Raw genomic sequence first — 17,890 nt, 5'->3', positions numbered from 1 at the left:
CAGCAAGGGAATGAAAGACAGTCACGACGTCGCCGTCATCACGCAGTTCACCTCTTCTTTCACGCATCAGACCCATCGAGAGACGGTGTCATTCTTCGGTCGTCGCCATCCACTTTTCCAGCAGGTCCTCAAGCTGCGTGACCAACACCATGGTGTCGCCAAGGCATATCTCAAGAAGCACACGGACCACGATGACGTGATCGACAGCAACAGTCAGCATATCTGCCTGATGGACACACAGCACGATACCTTGCTGGGCAGCATTCGCATCACACCTGGCGGTCTCGAGTCGCGCACCCTCTTTGACGAGAGTGATGTCGTTTCCATCCCAGAAGGTGCCATCTATGAATTCAGCCGTCTGGTGATGGCCCCGGAGGCCAAACGTTTCGCCCATGGCAATCTGTTGATGGCAGCAGCGGCACGCCATGTGAAATCCAGAAATGGTGATGGGATTCTGGGGTTGTGCAACCGCGCCAACATGAAGATCTTCAAGCGCTTCGGTCTGTTGCCGCTTCACGATGCCACGCTAAGGACTGACAAGCATCTGGGAGAGCTCTACATGGTCTACGCCAGCATGGAGACCATCATGCACACGGCCAGACAGCGCTATGCCTCAGCCCCGACAGCGTCGCTGACACCTGAATGTCCGACACCCTCTGCCTCACCCGGGTCTGATGGCGGCAGCAACCGTCTTCCCCAATCGTCCCCGGCGACTGCCAGTCGTCAATGAGCCGTCCCATTCAAGCTCGGTGCTTCGCTGACATCACCTGCCTGGCCCTGCCAGCCTGAGACGTATCACAGGACGTCCCTGACGGATTCTCCCTGAGCCCTTGCAGCAGTCGAGGCATTGCACCATTATTGAATGATAATTATTATCATAATCATTAAGATTGGCATGCTGACGACACCCGGACACAGGAGGGCCTCATGGACCAATGGAAGCGTGAAACCCGCTCAGGCAATGCGTTGTTCGAACAGGGCGACTACGTCATGGCAGAGCAGCACTATCTCAGTGCCTGCCACCTGGCAGACATCTTTCTGATGCCCGGTGCAGACCCGGAAGGCGGGGTCACGGCGCTGGTGGTGAGCTATCAGAATCTGGTGGAGCTCTATCGCGCCCAAGGGCAGCACCCGCAGGCGATGAGCGCCCTGCAGGCTGCCCATGCCCGCCTCTCCCATGCGCTTTCCGCCCCGGGCCTGTGCCATGCCCACCAGCAAGCCTTGCTGCGCGGCAGTGGCCAGGAGCGAATGGACATCATGAATACCGTGCAATGGCTGGGCGTCTCTCGTCAGCGGACTTATCGGCCAACCCCCGCGCGTCATGCGGCGACGCGGGTCCATCACTGATCCTCACCCCCACAGGAGATATGGCATGAAGAACCCCCTCATCGCGAGTGGACTGCTGCTGTTGACCGCCGCCAATACGGCACTGGCCCACCCGGGACATGACCACAGTGACTGGAGCAGCCCCCTCGTTCACACCCTGTTCTATGGCGCCATCGCAGCCGTCATCGGAACCGCGTTCTTTGTCATTCGTCAGTCGCGTCACAAACGTCAGACCACTCAGCAAAAGGAGGATTGAACATGCTTCATGCCCTGCTCCGCACCGTTGACCGACTGGTCTCACTCCCTGCGGCCTCCGCGCACTGTGATATCCCCTGCAAGATCTATGACCCGTCCGCTGCGCAGATCGCCGCACTCAGCGTGATCCGCTTCATGGACCTCATCAATGAGCTGGACCAGGAGGACAGCCTGACGCTGGCAGACCAGGCCTTGCTCGCCCGTCTGGTGGAGCAGAAGGAAAGCCACGCCGAGAAAGCCAAGCATGAGATCCGCATCATCTGGGGCGACTACCTCAAGCAGCCGCAGCGTGACGCCTATCCGGACATCGATGCACTGGTCCACAGCATCATGCTGGCCGGCTCTGCCTGCAAACAGGGCATCGAGCGCGACAAGGGCGAGAAACTGCTGACCCTCATCAATGAATTCGCCGCGGCGTTCTGGGATACCAAGGGACTCACCACCTTTACCGCCACCTGCCCGTATCCGCCGTCTGAAAGCGTCGTGTATCCGAAGCTGGACTGATCAATGCCCCAAGACACGACACATGAAGCGCGAAAGCGTGAACGGATGCCCATCGGGCTCTATCGCGTCAATGGACTCAGCATGTCTCCCGGCCTTGCGCCGGAAGATTATGTCGTCACGCTGAAACGCTGGAAATCGCGCTATCGCGTCGGGGATATCGTGGTGGCACGGCACCCCCACTTCGGCCGCATCATCAAGCGTATCCGCGCGATACAACCAGACGGCATGCTATGGCTGGAAGGTACCCATCCGGACAGTACCTCGACTGAAAAGATGGGCTTGCTGTCTTGTCGGCGAGTCAAAGGGCGAGTGATCCACACCTTCTCTCAAGACAATACGTGAGCCTTTCTTTGTCACTTGCCATGGCTCCCCTGTGATATCCAACCTCTCTGCTCACCCTCACACCACCTTCATCAGCCTCAGCGCGTCATAGATTGCCGCATGGGTATTGCGGGTCGCGACGGCATCGCCGATGCGGTAGAGCTGGAACTTGCCGTCTGCTGAGCGCTCGGTGTGCTCAGGACTTGGGCCGTCTGCAGGCTGGGCGAGTCCTTCGATCAAGGCGTCATAGTCCACTGCCCCGCCATTGCGCGAGTAAGGTTTGAGTTCGAAGTAGAGATCTTCCATCGGGCGGGCGCCGTAGTTGACGACTACCTGATCGACGATTCGCTGATCCGCGTAGGCACCGGTGCCCTTGCCCTGTGCTACGGCGTCATCCAGATAATCACTGCCGATCTGGGCGATCAACTGGCCCTCCTCACCGCGCGCGACACCGCCGAGGCGATAGGTCGGCGTGAAGGTGACGGCGAGACGTTGCAGGCTGCGCATGTAAGGCACCAGGTTCATGGCCATGATTTCCGGCGCGAAGGTGCGATCTGGCGTCATCATCTCGAGCCTGGCTCCGGTGTTGGCGATCATCTCGGCGGCCTGGAGTGCAGCGTGGTCCCCCGCGTCATCGAACAGCAGCACGTTGCGGCCAGGCGTGACATGGCCGGAGAGGATGTCCCAGCTGGAGACGACCAGCTCACTGCCGGCCTGCGGCATGTCTTCCTCGGGGTAGCCGCCCGTGGCGACGATGACCACATCCGGCTGCTCCGCCAGCACGTCATCGGCCTCGGCGAAGACGTTGTAGCGAATCTCGACGGCCAGCGCCTCGCAGCGACTGATGCGCCAATCGATGATACCGATCATCTCGCGACGCCGCTCGCTCTGCGCGGTCAGGCGAATCTGGCCACCGGGTTGATCCGCCGCTTCCAGCACCACCACCTGATGGCCGCGCTCACCGGCGACACGTGCGGCCTCAAGCCCTGCCGGTCCCGCCCCGATGATGACCACCTTCCTGGCGACCTCGGCCGGTGCGATGTCATGCGGCTGCTCCAGCTCACGCCCGGTGGCGGCGTTGTGGATGCAGTAGGCGGAGCCACCCTGATAGATGCGATCGAGACAATAGTTGGCCCCGACACAGGGGCGAATATCCTCTTCCTTGCCGGCCAACAGCTTGCGCACGATATGCGGGTCCGCCATGTGGGCACGCGTCATGCCGACCATGTCGACCTTGCCGGTGGCGATGGCATGGCGCGCGGTGGCGATGTCCTGAATCTTGGCACCATGGAAGGTCGGGAAATCCATCGCCTCACGAATCTGTCCGGCAAAGTCGAGATGCGGCGCACTGGCCATGCCCTGAATCGGGATGACATCAGTGAGGCCTGCATCAGTATCGATATGGCCGCGTACCACATTGAGAAAATCGACCTGTCCGCTATCGCGCAGCAGACGCGAGACCGCAAGGCCATCACTGGCATCCAGGCCGCCACTCAGGCATTCATCCCCGGTGTAGCGCACCCCGACAATGAACTCGTTGCCCACCCGGGCACGAATCGCGCTCAACACTTCCATGGTGAAGCGCAGTCGATTCTCGAGACTGCCGCCGTAGGGCCCCTCCAGGGTGTTGGTCAGTGGTGACCAGAACTGATCCATCAGATGCCCGTAGGCCTGCAGCTCGATACCATCAAGACCCGCCGCTTTCATGCGTTCTGCGGCGTCCGCATAGTCCTGGATCAGGCGCGTGATGTCCCAGTCCTCGACCCGCTTGGGAAAGGCGCGATGAGCCGCCTCGCGACGATGCGACGCCGACACGGCAGGTAGCCAGTCGGCCTTGTCCCAGCGCGTTCGACGCCCCAGGTGGGTGAGCTGGATCATCACTGCGGTACCGTGCTCATGGCAGGCATCGGTCAGCTCGCTCAGCCAGGGCACCACCTCATCACGCCAGGCGAGAATATTGTTGAACACCGGCGGGCTATCCCGGGCAACGGAGGCGGAGCCTGCTGTCATGGTCAAGGCGATACCAGCGCGCGCACGCTCCTCGTGATAGGCGCGATAACGTGCCTTGGGCATGCCATCTTCGGGATAGGCGGGCTCGTGGGAGGTCATCATCAAGCGATTCTTGAGAGTGAGGTGCTTGAGCGTGAACGGTGTGAGCAGCGGATCCTGAGCCATGCGGCCTCCTGAACGTCAGGTCATGAGACATCACAAACAGAGATGCCTTTATCGTGTACACATGTGTACATGAACTGACTATAGCCCTAGAATCCAGATCGTGCGTCGCTGGAAATGGCATTCTTGTTCCGCTGGCGCAGACTGAATCCTCACTGTCGCAAACAGCATGCTCGAGCCACGCCACTCACCCCCGTACGGGTGTCACGCTTGGATCTTCGAGCCCCCGACGACAGCATCCCCCGCCTGTCAGCCCCTTCAGGAGCCCACCATGTCAGAGACCACCGCCACACGACCCGAGAGTGCGAGCGCCAGAACGGAAGGACGTGGCAAGGCCGAGGATTGGCTGGAGGCCGCCTATCAGCAGCTGTTGCTCGGTGGCGTGGACTCGGTACGCGTTCTGACGCTGGCCAAGACATTGGGGCTGTCTCGCACCAGTTTCTATTGGAGCTTCAAGGACCGCGATGCCCTGCTCGCCGCCTTGCTCGCCCGTTGGGATGCCCACAATACCGCCAGGCTGTTCGGGCGCTGCGAGCAATACGCCGCCACGGTGGTGGAGGCCATGCTCAATGTCTTCGACTGCTGGCTGGATGAGTCGCTGTTCGACTCTCGCTTCGAGCTGGCGATCCGCAACTGGGGCTTGCAGAACGAGGACGTTGCCGCCGTCGTCGACCAGGCGGATCAGACACGCATTCAGGCACTGACCGCGATGCTGATGCGTCATGGCCAGCCTGAATCCCAGGCCGATGTCCGAGCACGCACCATCTACCTGACCCAGATCGGCTACCTCTCGATGCGCACCCGGGAAAGCGTCGCGGAGCGCATCGGGCGCGTCGCTGACTATGTGGAAATCTTCGTGGGTGAACCCTGCCAGCCACATGAACTGGCGCGCTTCGCGGCGCGTCATCCAGGCTGAAGGCGTGTCCACCGCGCGCTTGATACGCAGCAGGCCCCCATCGACACATCGTCGATGGGGGCCTGCTAAACGTGCCATGGCGTCGCGGATTGTCCCTCTCGCCCGAGGTGCGCCTATCCGGCTCTCGAGTCAGTCCTCGAGTCAGGCGATGATGCCCAAGTCCGGTTCAGAAGGCCTCCCATTCCTCTTCCTCACGCAATCGCGAATCACGCGGCGACTGCGTTGCCCGATGAAACGCCGCACTCTCCTGTCGGGGAGAAGCGTTTGCATCAGACATGTGCGGGTTCGCCCCATCATGCCCGCCAGCCACCTTGAAGCCTGACATCAACGACTCTAGCGACTGTGCCTGGGCACTCATGCTGCGCGCCGCGCCACTGACCTGATTGACCAAGGTGGTGTTCTGCTGGGTCATCGCATCCAGCTCGCTGACCGCCGTATTCACCTGACCGACCCCGGCACTCTGTTCACGGGCACCGGCGCTGATCTCGGCGATCATGTCGTTGACACGCTCGACGCTCGACAGAATCTCGGCCATCGCATGACTGGCGTCCTTCACCTGGGCCACACCCTGCTGCGTGTGGGAGATGGACTCATCGATCAGGCCGCGAATCTCACGAGAGGCATCGCTGGAGCGTGTCGCCAGCGTTCGCACTTCCTGGGCCACCACCGCGAAGCCACGCCCATGCTCGCCGGCCCGCGCAGCCTCCACCGACGCATTGAGCGCCAGGATATTGGTCTGAAAGGCGATGCCGTCGATCAGGCTGATGATCTCGTTGATGCGTTCGGCAGAGCGATTGATGTCTTCCATGCTCGCCTGCGCCTTGTTCATGTCCTCGTTGCCACGGCGTGCCTGTTCCGAGGTCGAGTTGACCAGCTGGCTGGCCTGCTGAGCGGAATCGGCGCTGTGCTGCACGGTCGTGGTGATCTCCTCCATCGAGGCGGAGGTTTCCTGCAGGCTCGACGCCGACTGCTCGGTGCGGGCCGACAGCTCCTCGTTGCCCTGGGCGATCTCCCCGGCGGCCTGATTGACGGCAACGGTGGTCGTCCGGACCTGACCGACCACGCGGCTCAGGTCCTCACCGATGCTGTTCATGGCGTCCGTCAGCTTGCCAATCTCGTCTTGACGCTGGCTCGTGATGCGCTGGGAAAGATCCCCACGCGCCAGTGCCTGAGCCAGTTTGACCAGGGCATCGAGCGGGCGACTGATCAAGCGACGCTCAAGGAAATAGAGTATTGCGGCCACCGAGAGCGCCAGCAGCAACGCTAGGCCGAAGACCTGATTGCGAAGACGGGTGATGCCAGCGGTCACCTCGTTCTCGTCGATGGTGGTGGCCACGACCCAGTTCCATGCCGGGTAGTGCTGGAAGCGAGTGATGCGTGAGCTGTCCTCGCCTGCCAGGCGATATTCAAACTGGCCACTATCGGCGGCAAACAGCGGCGCCATGGCCGACCGACCCGCCTCATCCTTGAAGTCCGTCAATGAACGGCCCTGCCACGGCCCCTCGGTCAATACCTGCCCACGTTGCTCAGCCGCCGTGCTGGCCACCAGACTGAAATCCTTGTCATGCAACTGGATGCTGGTGATGGTGGCGTAGAGCTCATCGATCTGCGCTCCGATATCCACTCCGATGAAGGAGGCTCCGATGACGTTGTCATTGAAGTCGGTGATCGGGCGATAGCGCGTCATGTAGTGATGGCCGGCGAGATAGAGCATGCCGGTATAGGGCTGGCCGGCATTCAGTGCTTCCTTGACCCCACCACTCAGCGTCAGCCCGAGCAGGCTCGAGCCATCCTCGGTCTTGAGCGTGGTGGCGATGCGCACGAAATCATCACCATCGCGCACGAAGAAACTGACCGGGGCTCCGGTGCGCTTGGCAAAATTGGCCAGATAGCCGGATTGATCATTGAGCATGAAACCGGCATTGAGCAGCGCCGGTGCATCTCGCTGACCGATCGGCAGGCGGCGTGTCTCTGTCCGCGTGAAATTGTCCGGGATGGTGGCCAGGAAGGCATTGAGCATGCGCGTCACGCTGGCCTGCATGGTGGTATCGAACAGTTCGATGGTATTGGTGATCTGTTGCTGCTGCTGGGCAAGGGCACGTTCCGTGCCCTCTTCCACCTGATGCTTGCTGGCGGTGGAGAACACCAGTCCCAGCACGATGAAGGCCACCATCATCAATCCCAGCACCAGCAAGGCCAACTTGCTGCCGACGCTGGCGCGGGCCAGTCGCCTTTTTGTTGTCATCATTGCGCGCGTTTCCGATCCGTGAGTGGAGTATCACGACTATCGGCCGAACGCCCCACAACTGTAGCGATGACATGCATGACTGACCCGGCACTCTCTCAGCGTGTCGCCTGCCACCAGTCGTCCAGCATCTGACGCTCGGCATCGGTCATCTGGGTCATGTTGGCCAGCGGCATGCTCTTGTCGACCACCGTGCGCTGATGGATGCGCAGTGCCTGACGCTGGATGTCCTCCCAGCCATTGAAGGCGACCCCTGCCGCCGGCGCGGTAAGCCCGATCAACGTCGGCGAATCACTGTGACAGCCGGCACAGCGTTGCTCGACGATATGTCGGACCTTCTCGCGCAGAGCCTCATTCTCTCCCATCACCGCATTGTCAGCGGTGTTGCTGGCCGCCACGGACGGTGAAGACGCGGCGCTTGCGGCCGTTGCCGGAGCGGGCTGAGCGCGTGGTGCACACAGCACGATCACGCCGATCAGCGCCGCTACGGCTCCCACCGGCACCCAACGTCGCTTGACACCCTTGTGGTGATCCACCGTGGCGATGCGAATCAGCCCCCCTGTCACCAGCAGCAGCAGGATGACGCCGAGACGATAGTCATTGGCGTACAGCAGCGGGTAATGGTTGCTGATCATCATCAGGACCGCCGGCAGCGTGATGAAGGTGTTGTGCACCGAGCGCTGCTTGGCGCGCTGACCGTGGATCGGGTCCGGGGTCTCGCCACGCTGCGCGGCGGCAAGCAGCGCCTTCTGACCCGGGATGATCACGTTGAAGACATTGCCCGCCATGATGCTGCCCATCAGCGCGCCCATCAGCAGGAAGGCAGCACGCCCGGAGAACAGCTCCGTCGCGAACCAGGCCGCCAGCGTCAACCAGACACCGACCGCGACGAACAGCGCCGCAGCGCTGCGCTTGAGGGGGCTGCGACACAGCGCCTCGTAGCCCAGCCAGCCTGCGAGGAGCAGTCCCAGTGCGCTACCGACGGCCATGCTGCCGCTCATCTCGAACACGCGCGGATCAATCAGATAGGCCTGCGGCTGCAGCAGGTAGATCAGCGTGAACAACCCCATCCCGGACAGCCAGGTGACGTAGGCCTCCCACTTGAACCAGTGGATCTCGCTGGGCAGCGTCTCACTGACGCCGTCATGGCGAAACAGATGGTAGAGGCCACCGCCGTGCACTGCCCAGAGCTCGCCCCCCGGACGACCATCGAGGGCATGACGGGCAGGCTGGCGGCGATTGTCGAGCCAGATGAAGAAGAACGAGGCGCCAATCCAGGCGATACCCGCCATGACATGCAGCCAACGTGTCAGCAGCATTGCCCAATCGAGGAGATATGCGCTCATGCCGGCTCCTTAGCTGCCGCGGTAGACGCTGTAGGCCCACGGAGTGACCAGCAGCGGAATGTGATAGTGGCCGCTGGCCTCCAGCGTGAACTCGACCGGCACCCGCCCGAGCATGCCCTTGCCCACCGGACGCCCGGCAAAGTAGTCCCCTATCTGGAACGTCAGGCGGTAGACGCCGGAGTGATCGTCGTCACTCGATGGCGCGTTCTCCAGCAATGGCGCCTCGACACGGCCATCCTGATTGGTGATGCTTCGGGCAACCTGCTGGAAGTTGCCCTGCGCATCCTGGCGCTCCAGGAGAATGGTGACGCCACTGGCGGCGATGCCTTCAGCCTGGTTGAGCACATGCGTGGTAAGTCTGGGCATGGTCATTTCCTTGTGATGGATAGCGTGTGACATTGACGCGTTGTCCGTGATGCAGCCGCTGATCCGATCAATGATGCATGGCGCTCGGCATGTCACGGCTCAGGGCTTTGGTGGCATTGCACCGCAGGAGTGCACTCGCCTAATCTGACCTGACGGTCAAGGTGCAGGGGACACGTCTCCCCGGCAGACGCACTGCCTCGAGGGCGAGTCCCGGCTTGTCTGGCGGCGGCATGTGCCTTGCAAGCAATGGATTCTTCACGTCTTTTTCTCTTTTCTTCTCTGGAGCAAGGCACATGCCAATCGAAACCCCGATGGAATATCTGGCAATGCTGGACACCCTCAACGCCCTGCCACCAGAAGCACTTGCTCGTCGTTTGAGCGGCCTCTATGAGCACTCCGACTGGGTAGTGGAACGCGCCGCTGCAGAGCGCCCCTTTGCCAGTACCGAAGCCCTGCTGAGCGCCTGTGCCGAGGCGGTACGCCGAGCAAGCGAGACCGAGCGCCGCCAGTTGATCGACGCCCACCCGGAATTGGCGGCCGGCAAGCTCGAGAGTCTCACGCCCGCCTCTCAAGGCGAACAGCGTGGCGCGGGGCTGGACCAGCTCGATAACGCCACCCGCGAACGCTTCCTCAAGGCCAACGCCGACCATCAGGCCCGTCACGGAATCCCCTTCATCATTTGCGTGAAGGGCCATAGCGCCTCAAGCATCCTAGCCGAACTGGAACGACGCCTGCCGCAATCCACCGAGACGGAATTTCAGGAAGCCCTGAATCAGATCGATGCCATTGCCGCAGTGCGACTGCCGGGCCTGCTGGACGCGAGCTAGGCAGCCGCCCATGCCATCTTCTGGCCGCCGATGATCAACACGAATATCTGGCGGCCACTGCCTCGATGCTGGCAATCAAGGCCGCCAGTGCTCTGGCGACATCCGCCTCCGTCACCGCCTCCGCAGGGTGGTGACTGATGCCCCGCTCACAGCGCAGGAACAGCATGCCCACCGGGCACAGGTGACTCACCGCCATGGCGTCATGGCCGGCACCGCTAGGCAGCCGGAAAGGCGCCTGTCCGGTGGCGGCGATACCGATATCCACTGCCTGCATCAACCCTTCATCACAGGCGACGGCATTCGCGGCATGGGTCTGCTCGCAACGGAAGGTGACGCCGCGACGCTCGGCGATCTGGTGGGCCTGATGCAGCAGTTCCTCCAGCGCCCGGTCACGTTGTGCATCGTCCAGGGCACGGATATCCAGACTCAACGCCGCGGCGCCGGGAATGACATTCACCGCACCGGGACGCAACTCGCAACACCCCACGGTGGCCACCAGTGAGTGATCCGGCATGTCAGCGCGCTTGCCTGTCTGGACCTCACGCGCCAGGGTCTCGACGGCCAGTGTCCACTCTGCCGCGGCACACAGCGCATCCTGACGCAGTGCCATCGGTGTGGTGCCGGCATGGCCGGCCTGACCGGCGAAGTTGACGGCAAAGCGACGCGCGCCAGCGATACCCGTCACGGTGCCCAGTGCCAGATTCTCGGCTTCCAGCACCGGCCCCTGCTCGATATGCACTTCCAGATAGCCCAGCGGCGGAGTCGCTTGCAGGCTGGCACTGGCCGCCGATTGACCCGAGAGCCCGAAGGCGGTCAGCGCCTCCCCCAGGCTGATACCCTCCTCATCTTCCAGAAGCTCCCATCCCGGTTGCCAGCTGCCCGCGATGGCATGGCTGCCGAGCAGGGTCGCGCCGAAGCGCGTGCCTTCCTCATCGCCAAAGCCGACCACCTCGAGCGCAAACGGCAAGCCGGCACCCTCCTGTTCAGCACGCTGCTGGAAGTGGGTCAGCGCCGCGACGCCCAGAAGCACGCCCAGAATTCCGTCATAACGACCGGCGTCCGGTACGCTGTCCAGATGGGAGCCGATCACCAGCCGCGGCACCTCGCTCTCGCTGGAGAGCGTTTTCGAGCACCATCGCCCCCACTGATTGCCCGCCCCGTCCTGCCAGCTGTGAAGTCCTGCCGCCTTGAGCCAGGCCTCCGTGGTGGCATTGGCCGCCGCATGCTCAGGCGTCAGATAACGGCGATCGATCCCGCTGTCACTGCGTGAAATCGCCGCCAGGGCATCGCAGGCTGCCAGCACGTCCGCCGCCGTTTCCAGCGGGGCGATGCCCGCTGTCGTGCGCGCTCGGGACACATCAATGGTCATGGCCGCTCTCCCGCCGGCTGGTCCTGATGCTCTTGATAAAAGTCCAGCGCCGCGCCGACACCACCGCCGGCGACACACTGGACGCCACCGCGTCGCAGAGTCTGCTCCAGCGCCGCCAGCGTGGTGAGTACCGTGTCGCGACGCGCGTTGTAGCCCATCACGCCGAGGCGCCAGACCTTGCCGTGCAGCGGCCCGAAGCTGGTGCCTATCTCGATGCCGAAATCCTCCAGCATGCTGCGACGCAACCCCTCGCCATCCAGGCCATCCGGAATCCTCACCGCGCTGACGTTGTTCATGCGATGTGCCTGGTCACCGAACAGCGCAAGCCCCAGCCCCTTGAGTCCCTCGACCATCGCCTGACCGTGCAACGCATGTCGCGCGATGGCGTTGTCCATGCCCTCGTTGACCAGCAGTCGCGCACACTCGCGCGCGCCATACAGCATGCTGGTGGCCTCCGTGTGGTGATTGAGGCGCAGCTCTCCCCAGTAATCGAGCACCATGGAAAGATCGAAATAGTTGGAGCGAATACGCGCGCCCGGCTCCGCCAGTCGATCGCCCCCACTGCTGATCCCGGCCTCGACGTGCCGACGTGCATGCACCACCTCCACCGCACGCGGCGACAGCGTCAGCGGCGAACTGCCAGACGGACCGGCGAGACATTTCTGCAGGCCAGCGGTGACGGCGTCCAGCCCCCACTCGTCCGTCTTGAGCGGATTGCCCGCCAGCGAGGCCGTGGCATCGCTGTAGAAGAGCACGCCTTCACGGCGACAGATGGCACCGATCTCCTCGAGCGGTTGGCACATGGTGGTCGAGGTATCGCCCTGTACCAGCGCGAGAAGCGTTGGCTGCACCTCGCGAATGGCGGCTTCGATCTGCTCGGGACGAAAGACCTCGCCCCACTCACATTCCAGCGTGTGCACCTGGGCACCGCAGCGCTCGGCAATCTCGCGCAGCAGATGACCGAAACGGCCGAAGATCGGCACCAGTACACGCTCCCCCGGCTGGATCAACGAGACCAGCACCGCCTCGATCCCGGCCCGTGATGTGCCATCGATCAACAGGGTCGCCGCGTTCCGGGTCTCGAAGACGCCGCGATAGAGCTGCATCGTCTCGTTCATGTAATGCGTCATCGCGGGGTCGTACTGGCCGATCAATGGCGCTGACAGCGCACGCAACACACGTGGGTCCGCGTTGATCGGGCCCGGGCCCATCAGGAGGCGCTGCGGGGGATGAATCTGGTCAGGGATCGGTGTCACGTTCGCTCCTTGTGCTTCAGGGCATTGAATGCGGGAAGGTTCGGCGGCTTGCCGAACGCCATGACCAGACTACTGCAACAAGTGCGCCAGAAATCAAAAAATGAAACGGATGTTGAATCCTCAGATCCCACCGGCCTGTCCTGACGAAGCCCCGGTCAGACACGTCATGCCGGCCAGGGGACAGGCTCTCCGCTACTGGCCGGGGCTGGCCGGGTCTTCGTCAGGGCCCCAAGCGGGATGCTTCAGGAAGCGTGACGAGTAAACGCCCCCTCAAGATAACGGGATAATCGCTGAAGCGGTCCTCGCCACCTCCCGCTGGCAGTGCACGCCTTGCAGGGAAAGCACCATGAAGGGGCATGCAACGCCTGAATCGGATGCCTGAGCACACCCTTCGTGTGCCCGTTCCCTCCCTCAAGGCTGAACTCACCACATGAGTCTGTTATACAGGAGGTCACCGGAGGGATGAGCGTCAACTCATCTGACCTGATCATCGCTGCTGGAGAGCCACATGACGCTGGAACAACGCCTGGAACGTGCAACCCAATTGGCCAGAGACGCGGGAGAACGCATGGTGCAAGCGCGCGAGGAGCAAGGGTTCGCGCACCACTACAAGAAAGGCGATGAGCTGGTCACGGACATCGATGTGGCGATCGACACCTTCCTTGCCGAGGCGCTCGAGACCGAATTCCCTGAAGATGCACGCCTGACCGAGGAGCTATCGCCCGAGCGCGACGTCATCGGCACCAAGGGAGGCCTGTGGGTGATCGACCCCATCGACGGCACCGTCAACTTTGCTCACGGGCTGCGCCATGTGGCCGTCTCCATCGCCTGGTGCGAGCGTGGCAAGATCCAGATGGGGGTGGTTCACGCGCCCTTCCTCGGCGAGACCTTCACCGCCATTCGCGGCAAGGGAGCCTGGATGAATGGCGAGAGCATCACGGTCAGCGAGACCGAAGACATGAGCCGCGCACTGGTCGCGACCGGCTTTCCCTATAACCGGGACAGCCGTCCTCCCCTGCTCAAACGTCTCTCCGCCATGTTGCTGGTGTGTCAGGATGTCCGACGCAACGGCAGTGCCGCGCTGGATCTTTGCGATGTCGCCTGCGGCCGCCTGGATGCCTACTATGAGAGCGTCTCTCCCTGGGACTTTGCGGCGGGCCTGCTGATTGCCCGCGAAGCCGGCGCACGTACCGGTCACCTCTATCGTTGCCCGGACGGCATCCCCGAGGAGCTGTATGGCGAGAATATCGTGGTAGCCTCACCGGCCCTGCATGCACCGCTCAAGCGCCTGCTGGAAGATGCCGATGCCAGTTCCGGCCTGCCCGGGCTTTGAGTCACCCTCCCCCACAATGCAAGAAGCCCCGCCAGTGCGGGGCTTCTTGCATTGTGGGCATCCCTCAGTGAGATGCTGGGCATCAATCGCCGAGGTTGCCGCCCTTCTTGCTGCGCCTGGCTCCCGCCTTCCCGGAGGACTTGCCGGAAGACTTGTCAGAGGGCTTGCCAGACGATTTCGCGGTGGACGACTTGGCTGCCCTGGCCTTGGAGCCGATGCTGACATCCGGCTTGTCTGAGGGCTGAGCGGACTGATTGGCAATGGACGTACCATCGGCCGTGCTCGTCTCAGGCATACTCGCGTCTGCGTCTGCCTTCCCCTCACCAGCTGCCGGCTCCTTGAGCAGCCCGAGGCGCTGGCCGACTTCCTTCCACAACTCTCGGTAGCTTGCCGCCGGAGCACTGTTGCGCGAGAAGACCGGCACCGGCTTGCGCTCGATTCCCATGCGCTCGACGATGCTGGAGTAAGGAATATGCCCACTGAGCTGCAGCGGATGGTCCTGCTTGAGGGATTCCATCACATCCTTGTGCAAGGTCTTGCGACGATCGACCAGCGTGAAGAATGGCCAGACAGGCACATCGAGATCGATCTCGGCCAGATAGGCATTGAGCTGCTCCAGCGTGCGCAGTGACAACACCGTCGGAATCATCGGGACCAGCAGCGTATCAGCGGCCGCGAAGACCTGCTCGGAGAGAGTCGAGATACTCGGGGGGCAATCCAGGATGACGAGGTCGTAATCGTCACGCACCGGCTTCAATACCTTGCGCAGGCGAGAGCGCTTCTCTTCCTCGAGAATGTGATCGAGGTTGCGATAGGAGAACTCGGCCGGCAGGACATCCAGATTGCGATAGTCGGTCGCCCGAATCACGCGTGACAGGTCCTGCTTGCCGCTGATCAGCTTCTCGACGCCGCCCTTGAGCTTGGGCTTGGTCCGCACATAGAAAGTCGCGGCGGCTTGAGGGTCCAGATCCCACAACAGCACTCTGAGACCACTGTTGGCAGCGACATACGCGAGGTTGATGGCAGAAGCCGTCTTGCCGACACCGCCCTTGATGCTGTACACCGCCGCGATTTTCATTGCAGATCAACTCCCTGTTTTCCTCAAGGCTACCACATCGTGGCGGCAATTCGAGTACAGGGAGATGTCGGACTGATCAGGCGCCTTCACGCCCGGCGATGAAGCCTCTCGCCAGCAGTTGACGCGTCAACCAGCCAAGCAACAGACCGTACATCGGGAGGAAGAGCAGCAGCGAAATGATCAACTTGATGGCGTAGTCCACCCAGGCGATCTCGACCCAATGTGCCGCCATGAAGACGTCCGGGCCATTGCGAAATGCCACCGAAAAGAAGGCGAAGGTATCGGCGAGATTGCCGAAGAGCGTCGATGCCATGGGCGCGACCCACCAGTGAGCATTGCGACGCAGACGATCAAAGACCTGAATATCCAACAGCTGGCCGATCACATAGGCGATGAAGCTCGCCAGCGCAATGCGTGCCACGACCAGATTGAACTCGCCCAACGCCTCGATCCCGGCAAGGCTGCCGCCATGGAAGATCACCGAGATCATGTAGCTGACCAGCAATGCCGGCAGCATGACCAGCGCGATGATGCGGCGAGCATGTACCTTGCCGAACAGCCGGACGGTCAGGTCAGTGGCCAGGAAGATGAACGGGAAGCTAAAGGCACCCCAGGTGGTATGAAAGCCGAACAATGTCATCGGCAACTGCACCAGGTAGTTGCTGGCCGTGATGATCAGGATATGAAACAGGGACAGTGCGACGAGCGCACGACGCGATTGACTCGCGGTAAGGAGGAGCATCTGAGGTCCTTTTTGGTTCCAGGCCAACAGCAGGGGTGAGGGAACCCTGACAGACGGCATAACAGCTGACAATTGACGGTATCTCGCGCGATATCTCGCCGTCGAGAACCAGAATGGCCGCGCATCGTATCACGATGCGCGGCCATTGGCATGTCAACTCGCGGAGATTCTGACCGAGTGGTCAGGGAGAGGTGGACGCCTCATTCCGCACCGCGGGCTTTCATGGGTGACGCTCATTTCTTCCAGATGGCGGGGTCGACCTTGCCCTTGAGCTCCGGGAACTTCTCGGGGTCGAAGGTCGGCTCCTGACCGGCCTTGTGCTGACGGTCGTAGTCCTTGAAGATCCGGAAGGCCAGCGGCGACAGCAGCAGGATGGCGATCAGGTTGATCAGCGCCATCGCCCCCATCGACAGGTCAGCGAAGTTCCAGATGTTCTTGAGACTGGCGACTGCGCCCAGCATCACCATGCCCAGCACCGCAAAGCGATAGATCATGATGACCGGCTTGGCGTTCTTCTTGCCCGAGATGTACTCGATGTTGGACTCGCCATAGGAGTAGTTCGCCACCAGCGAGGTGAAGGCGAACAGCAGAATCGCGATCGCCACGAAGCCCCCCCCCCAGCTGCCGACCTGCGAGGTCAACGCCGCCTGGGTGATCTGGATACCATCATTGCCGCCATCGTTGCCCAGCGTGCCGCTCATGATGATGATGGCAGCGGTTGCGGTGCAGATGACCAGAGTATCGATGAAGACGCCCAGCATCTGGACGAAGCCCTGGGAAGCCGGGTGCCGGGTGGTCGCCATCGCCGCGGCATTCGGCGCAGAGCCCATACCGGCTTCGTTGGAGAACAGGCCGCGCTTGATGCCGTTCATCATCGCCTGCGCGATGGTGTAGCCCAGCGCACCACCTGCTGCCTGCTCAAGACCGAAGGCGCTGCGGAAGATGGTGCCCAGTGCCGCCGGAAGCTCGGTGATGTTGATCGCCACGACGAAGATGGCCAGCAGCAGATAGAGCAGCGCCATGATCGGCACGATCAGCTCGGCGGTCCGCGTGATGCGCTTCATGCCACCGAAGATGATCGGCACCATCACCACGACCAGAATCACGCCCATGATCCACGGCGGCACGCTGAAGGCCTGCTCCATGGCCAGTGCGATGGAGTTGGACTGCACGGAGTTGAAGGCCAGACCGAAGGCGATGATCAGACACACGGAGAACAGGATCGCCATCCAGCGCTGTCCCAGGCCCTTCTCGATGTAGTAGGCCGGGCCACCACGGAAGGTATTGTCATCGTGTGACACCTTGTAGGCCTGGGCCAGGGTGGACTCGATGAAACTGGTGGACATGCCCACCAGTGCCGTCATCCACATCCAGAAGATGGCACCCGGGCCACCCAGGGAAATCGCCACGGCGACACCGGCCAGGTTACCGGTACCGACACGTGCCGCCAGGGAGGTGGCCAGCGCCTGGAAGGAGGAGATCCCGCCTTCGCTACCCTGACGTGAGGTGGCCAGCAGTTTCCACATGTGGCCGAAGTAGCGGAACTGGATGCCCTTGGTCATGACCGTGAAGAAAAGACCCGCTCCGATGAGCAGGTAGATCAATACGCTGCCCCACAGCAGGCCATTGCCTGCATCGATCAACGCCAGAATCGGCGCTGGAATGATGGACGTTGTTTCCGACATGTCGGTCTCGCTTTGGCGGGTTTTTGATCTTGTCGACGCTGCCAGGCGGCGTGAAAAGCCATGGCCTCCCTGCCGCTGGCAGCGAGCAACCACTACGAAAGGGTTGCTCGACATGCTTTGGTGAGCGCCATTCTTCATATCCGACACGG

General features: G+C 62.1%; 17 protein-coding genes. 8 read left to right on the top strand and 9 right to left on the bottom strand.

Annotated elements, in window-relative coordinates; all coding sequences use genetic code 11:
- Positions 1-10: 10 nt before the first annotated feature.
- From AC26AR_RS07255 to AC26AR_RS07235, 5 genes are all read left to right on the top strand, one after another.
- Positions 11-730, top strand: a complete 720-nt coding sequence (locus AC26AR_RS07255) for a hypothetical protein (RefSeq protein ID WP_404625431.1) — start codon at positions 11-13, stop codon at positions 728-730.
- Between the two features lie 197 nt (positions 731-927).
- Complete coding sequence (locus AC26AR_RS07250; RefSeq protein ID WP_488107790.1) at positions 928-1,347, top strand: DUF2753 family protein; 420 nt, start codon at positions 928-930, stop codon at positions 1,345-1,347.
- Between the two features lie 25 nt (positions 1,348-1,372).
- Positions 1,373-1,582: a hypothetical protein gene (locus AC26AR_RS07245; protein WP_404625429.1), complete on the top strand. Its 210-nt coding sequence runs from the start codon at positions 1,373-1,375 to the stop codon at positions 1,580-1,582.
- 2 nt (positions 1,583-1,584) lie between these two features.
- Positions 1,585-2,085, top strand: a complete 501-nt coding sequence (gene sodN, locus AC26AR_RS07240; RefSeq protein ID WP_417285920.1) for a superoxide dismutase, Ni — start codon at positions 1,585-1,587, stop codon at positions 2,083-2,085.
- A 3-nt stretch (positions 2,086-2,088) separates the two neighbouring features.
- Positions 2,089-2,427, top strand: coding sequence for a S26 family signal peptidase (locus AC26AR_RS07235; protein WP_488107789.1), 339 nt, complete (start codon positions 2,089-2,091; stop codon positions 2,425-2,427).
- Positions 2,428-2,484: 57 nt separating this feature from the next.
- On the opposite strand, the gene AC26AR_RS07230 is transcribed toward AC26AR_RS07235, so the two are convergent.
- Entirely contained in the window at positions 2,485-4,581 is a 2,097-nt protein-coding gene (locus AC26AR_RS07230) for an oxidoreductase (RefSeq protein WP_479398660.1), read from the bottom strand.
- 268 nt (positions 4,582-4,849) lie between these two features.
- Here AC26AR_RS07230 and AC26AR_RS07225 point away from each other — a divergent pair, with 268 nt between their 5' ends.
- Positions 4,850-5,494, top strand: a complete 645-nt coding sequence (locus tag AC26AR_RS07225) for a TetR/AcrR family transcriptional regulator (protein WP_488107788.1) — start codon at positions 4,850-4,852, stop codon at positions 5,492-5,494.
- 166 nt (positions 5,495-5,660) lie between these two features.
- Here the strand turns inward: AC26AR_RS07225 and AC26AR_RS07220 are convergent, their stop codons facing one another.
- From AC26AR_RS07220 to uraH, 3 genes are all read right to left on the bottom strand, one after another.
- Entirely contained in the window at positions 5,661-7,742 is a 2,082-nt protein-coding gene (locus tag AC26AR_RS07220) for a methyl-accepting chemotaxis protein (protein ID WP_417285922.1), read from the bottom strand.
- Positions 7,743-7,837: 95 nt separating this feature from the next.
- The gene (locus AC26AR_RS07215; RefSeq protein ID WP_404625421.1) at positions 7,838-9,085 is read right to left on the bottom strand and encodes a urate hydroxylase PuuD; all 1,248 of its coding nucleotides are present in this window, start codon (positions 9,083-9,085) and stop codon (positions 7,838-7,840) included.
- A gap of 9 nt (positions 9,086-9,094) precedes the next feature.
- The gene (gene uraH, locus AC26AR_RS07210) at positions 9,095-9,451 is read right to left on the bottom strand and encodes a hydroxyisourate hydrolase (RefSeq protein WP_136937878.1); all 357 of its coding nucleotides are present in this window, start codon (positions 9,449-9,451) and stop codon (positions 9,095-9,097) included.
- A 293-nt stretch (positions 9,452-9,744) separates the two neighbouring features.
- On the opposite strand from uraH, the gene uraD reads away from it, so the two are divergent.
- A complete protein-coding gene (gene uraD / locus AC26AR_RS07205; RefSeq protein WP_404625419.1) occupies positions 9,745-10,278 on the top strand; it encodes a 2-oxo-4-hydroxy-4-carboxy-5-ureidoimidazoline decarboxylase in 534 nt (177 codons plus the stop codon).
- A 34-nt stretch (positions 10,279-10,312) separates the two neighbouring features.
- Here uraD and AC26AR_RS07200 read toward each other — a convergent pair whose 3' ends face one another.
- Together AC26AR_RS07200 and AC26AR_RS07195 are read right to left on the bottom strand one after the other, a co-directional pair.
- Positions 10,313-11,647, bottom strand: coding sequence for an allantoate amidohydrolase (locus AC26AR_RS07200; protein WP_488107787.1), 1,335 nt, complete (start codon positions 11,645-11,647; stop codon positions 10,313-10,315).
- Positions 11,644-12,903, bottom strand: a complete 1,260-nt coding sequence (locus tag AC26AR_RS07195; protein WP_255304417.1) for a pyridoxal-phosphate-dependent aminotransferase family protein — start codon at positions 12,901-12,903, stop codon at positions 11,644-11,646. The genes AC26AR_RS07200 and AC26AR_RS07195 overlap by 4 nt, the downstream gene beginning before the upstream one ends.
- A 508-nt stretch (positions 12,904-13,411) precedes the next feature.
- Here AC26AR_RS07195 and AC26AR_RS07190 point away from each other — a divergent pair.
- The gene (locus AC26AR_RS07190) at positions 13,412-14,236 is read left to right on the top strand and encodes an inositol monophosphatase family protein (RefSeq protein ID WP_417285924.1); all 825 of its coding nucleotides are present in this window, start codon (positions 13,412-13,414) and stop codon (positions 14,234-14,236) included.
- A gap of 82 nt (positions 14,237-14,318) precedes the next feature.
- Here AC26AR_RS07190 and AC26AR_RS07185 read toward each other — a convergent pair whose 3' ends face one another.
- The 3 genes from AC26AR_RS07185 to AC26AR_RS07175 all read right to left on the bottom strand — a co-directional run bounded on the left by AC26AR_RS07185 (position 14,319) and on the right by AC26AR_RS07175 (position 17,741).
- On the bottom strand, positions 14,319-15,314 hold the full coding sequence (locus tag AC26AR_RS07185; RefSeq protein WP_417285925.1) for a ParA family protein: 996 nt from the start codon (positions 15,312-15,314) through the stop codon (positions 14,319-14,321).
- Positions 15,315-15,390: 76 nt separating this feature from the next.
- Positions 15,391-16,056: a 7-cyano-7-deazaguanine/7-aminomethyl-7-deazaguanine transporter gene (locus AC26AR_RS07180; protein ID WP_077376751.1), complete on the bottom strand. Its 666-nt coding sequence runs from the start codon at positions 16,054-16,056 to the stop codon at positions 15,391-15,393.
- 233 nt (positions 16,057-16,289) lie between these two features.
- Positions 16,290-17,741 carry an alanine/glycine:cation symporter family protein gene (locus tag AC26AR_RS07175; RefSeq protein WP_077376754.1) on the bottom strand — a complete coding sequence of 484 codons (1,452 nt, stop codon included), beginning with the start codon at positions 17,739-17,741 and terminating at the stop codon, positions 16,290-16,292.
- Positions 17,742-17,890 lie beyond the last annotated feature (149 nt).

Source organism: Cobetia sp. PS-4MA (assembly GCF_057670765.1).
Note: the sequence above shows the minus strand (reverse complement) of the source record. Positions and strands in the feature narration are given on the sequence as shown.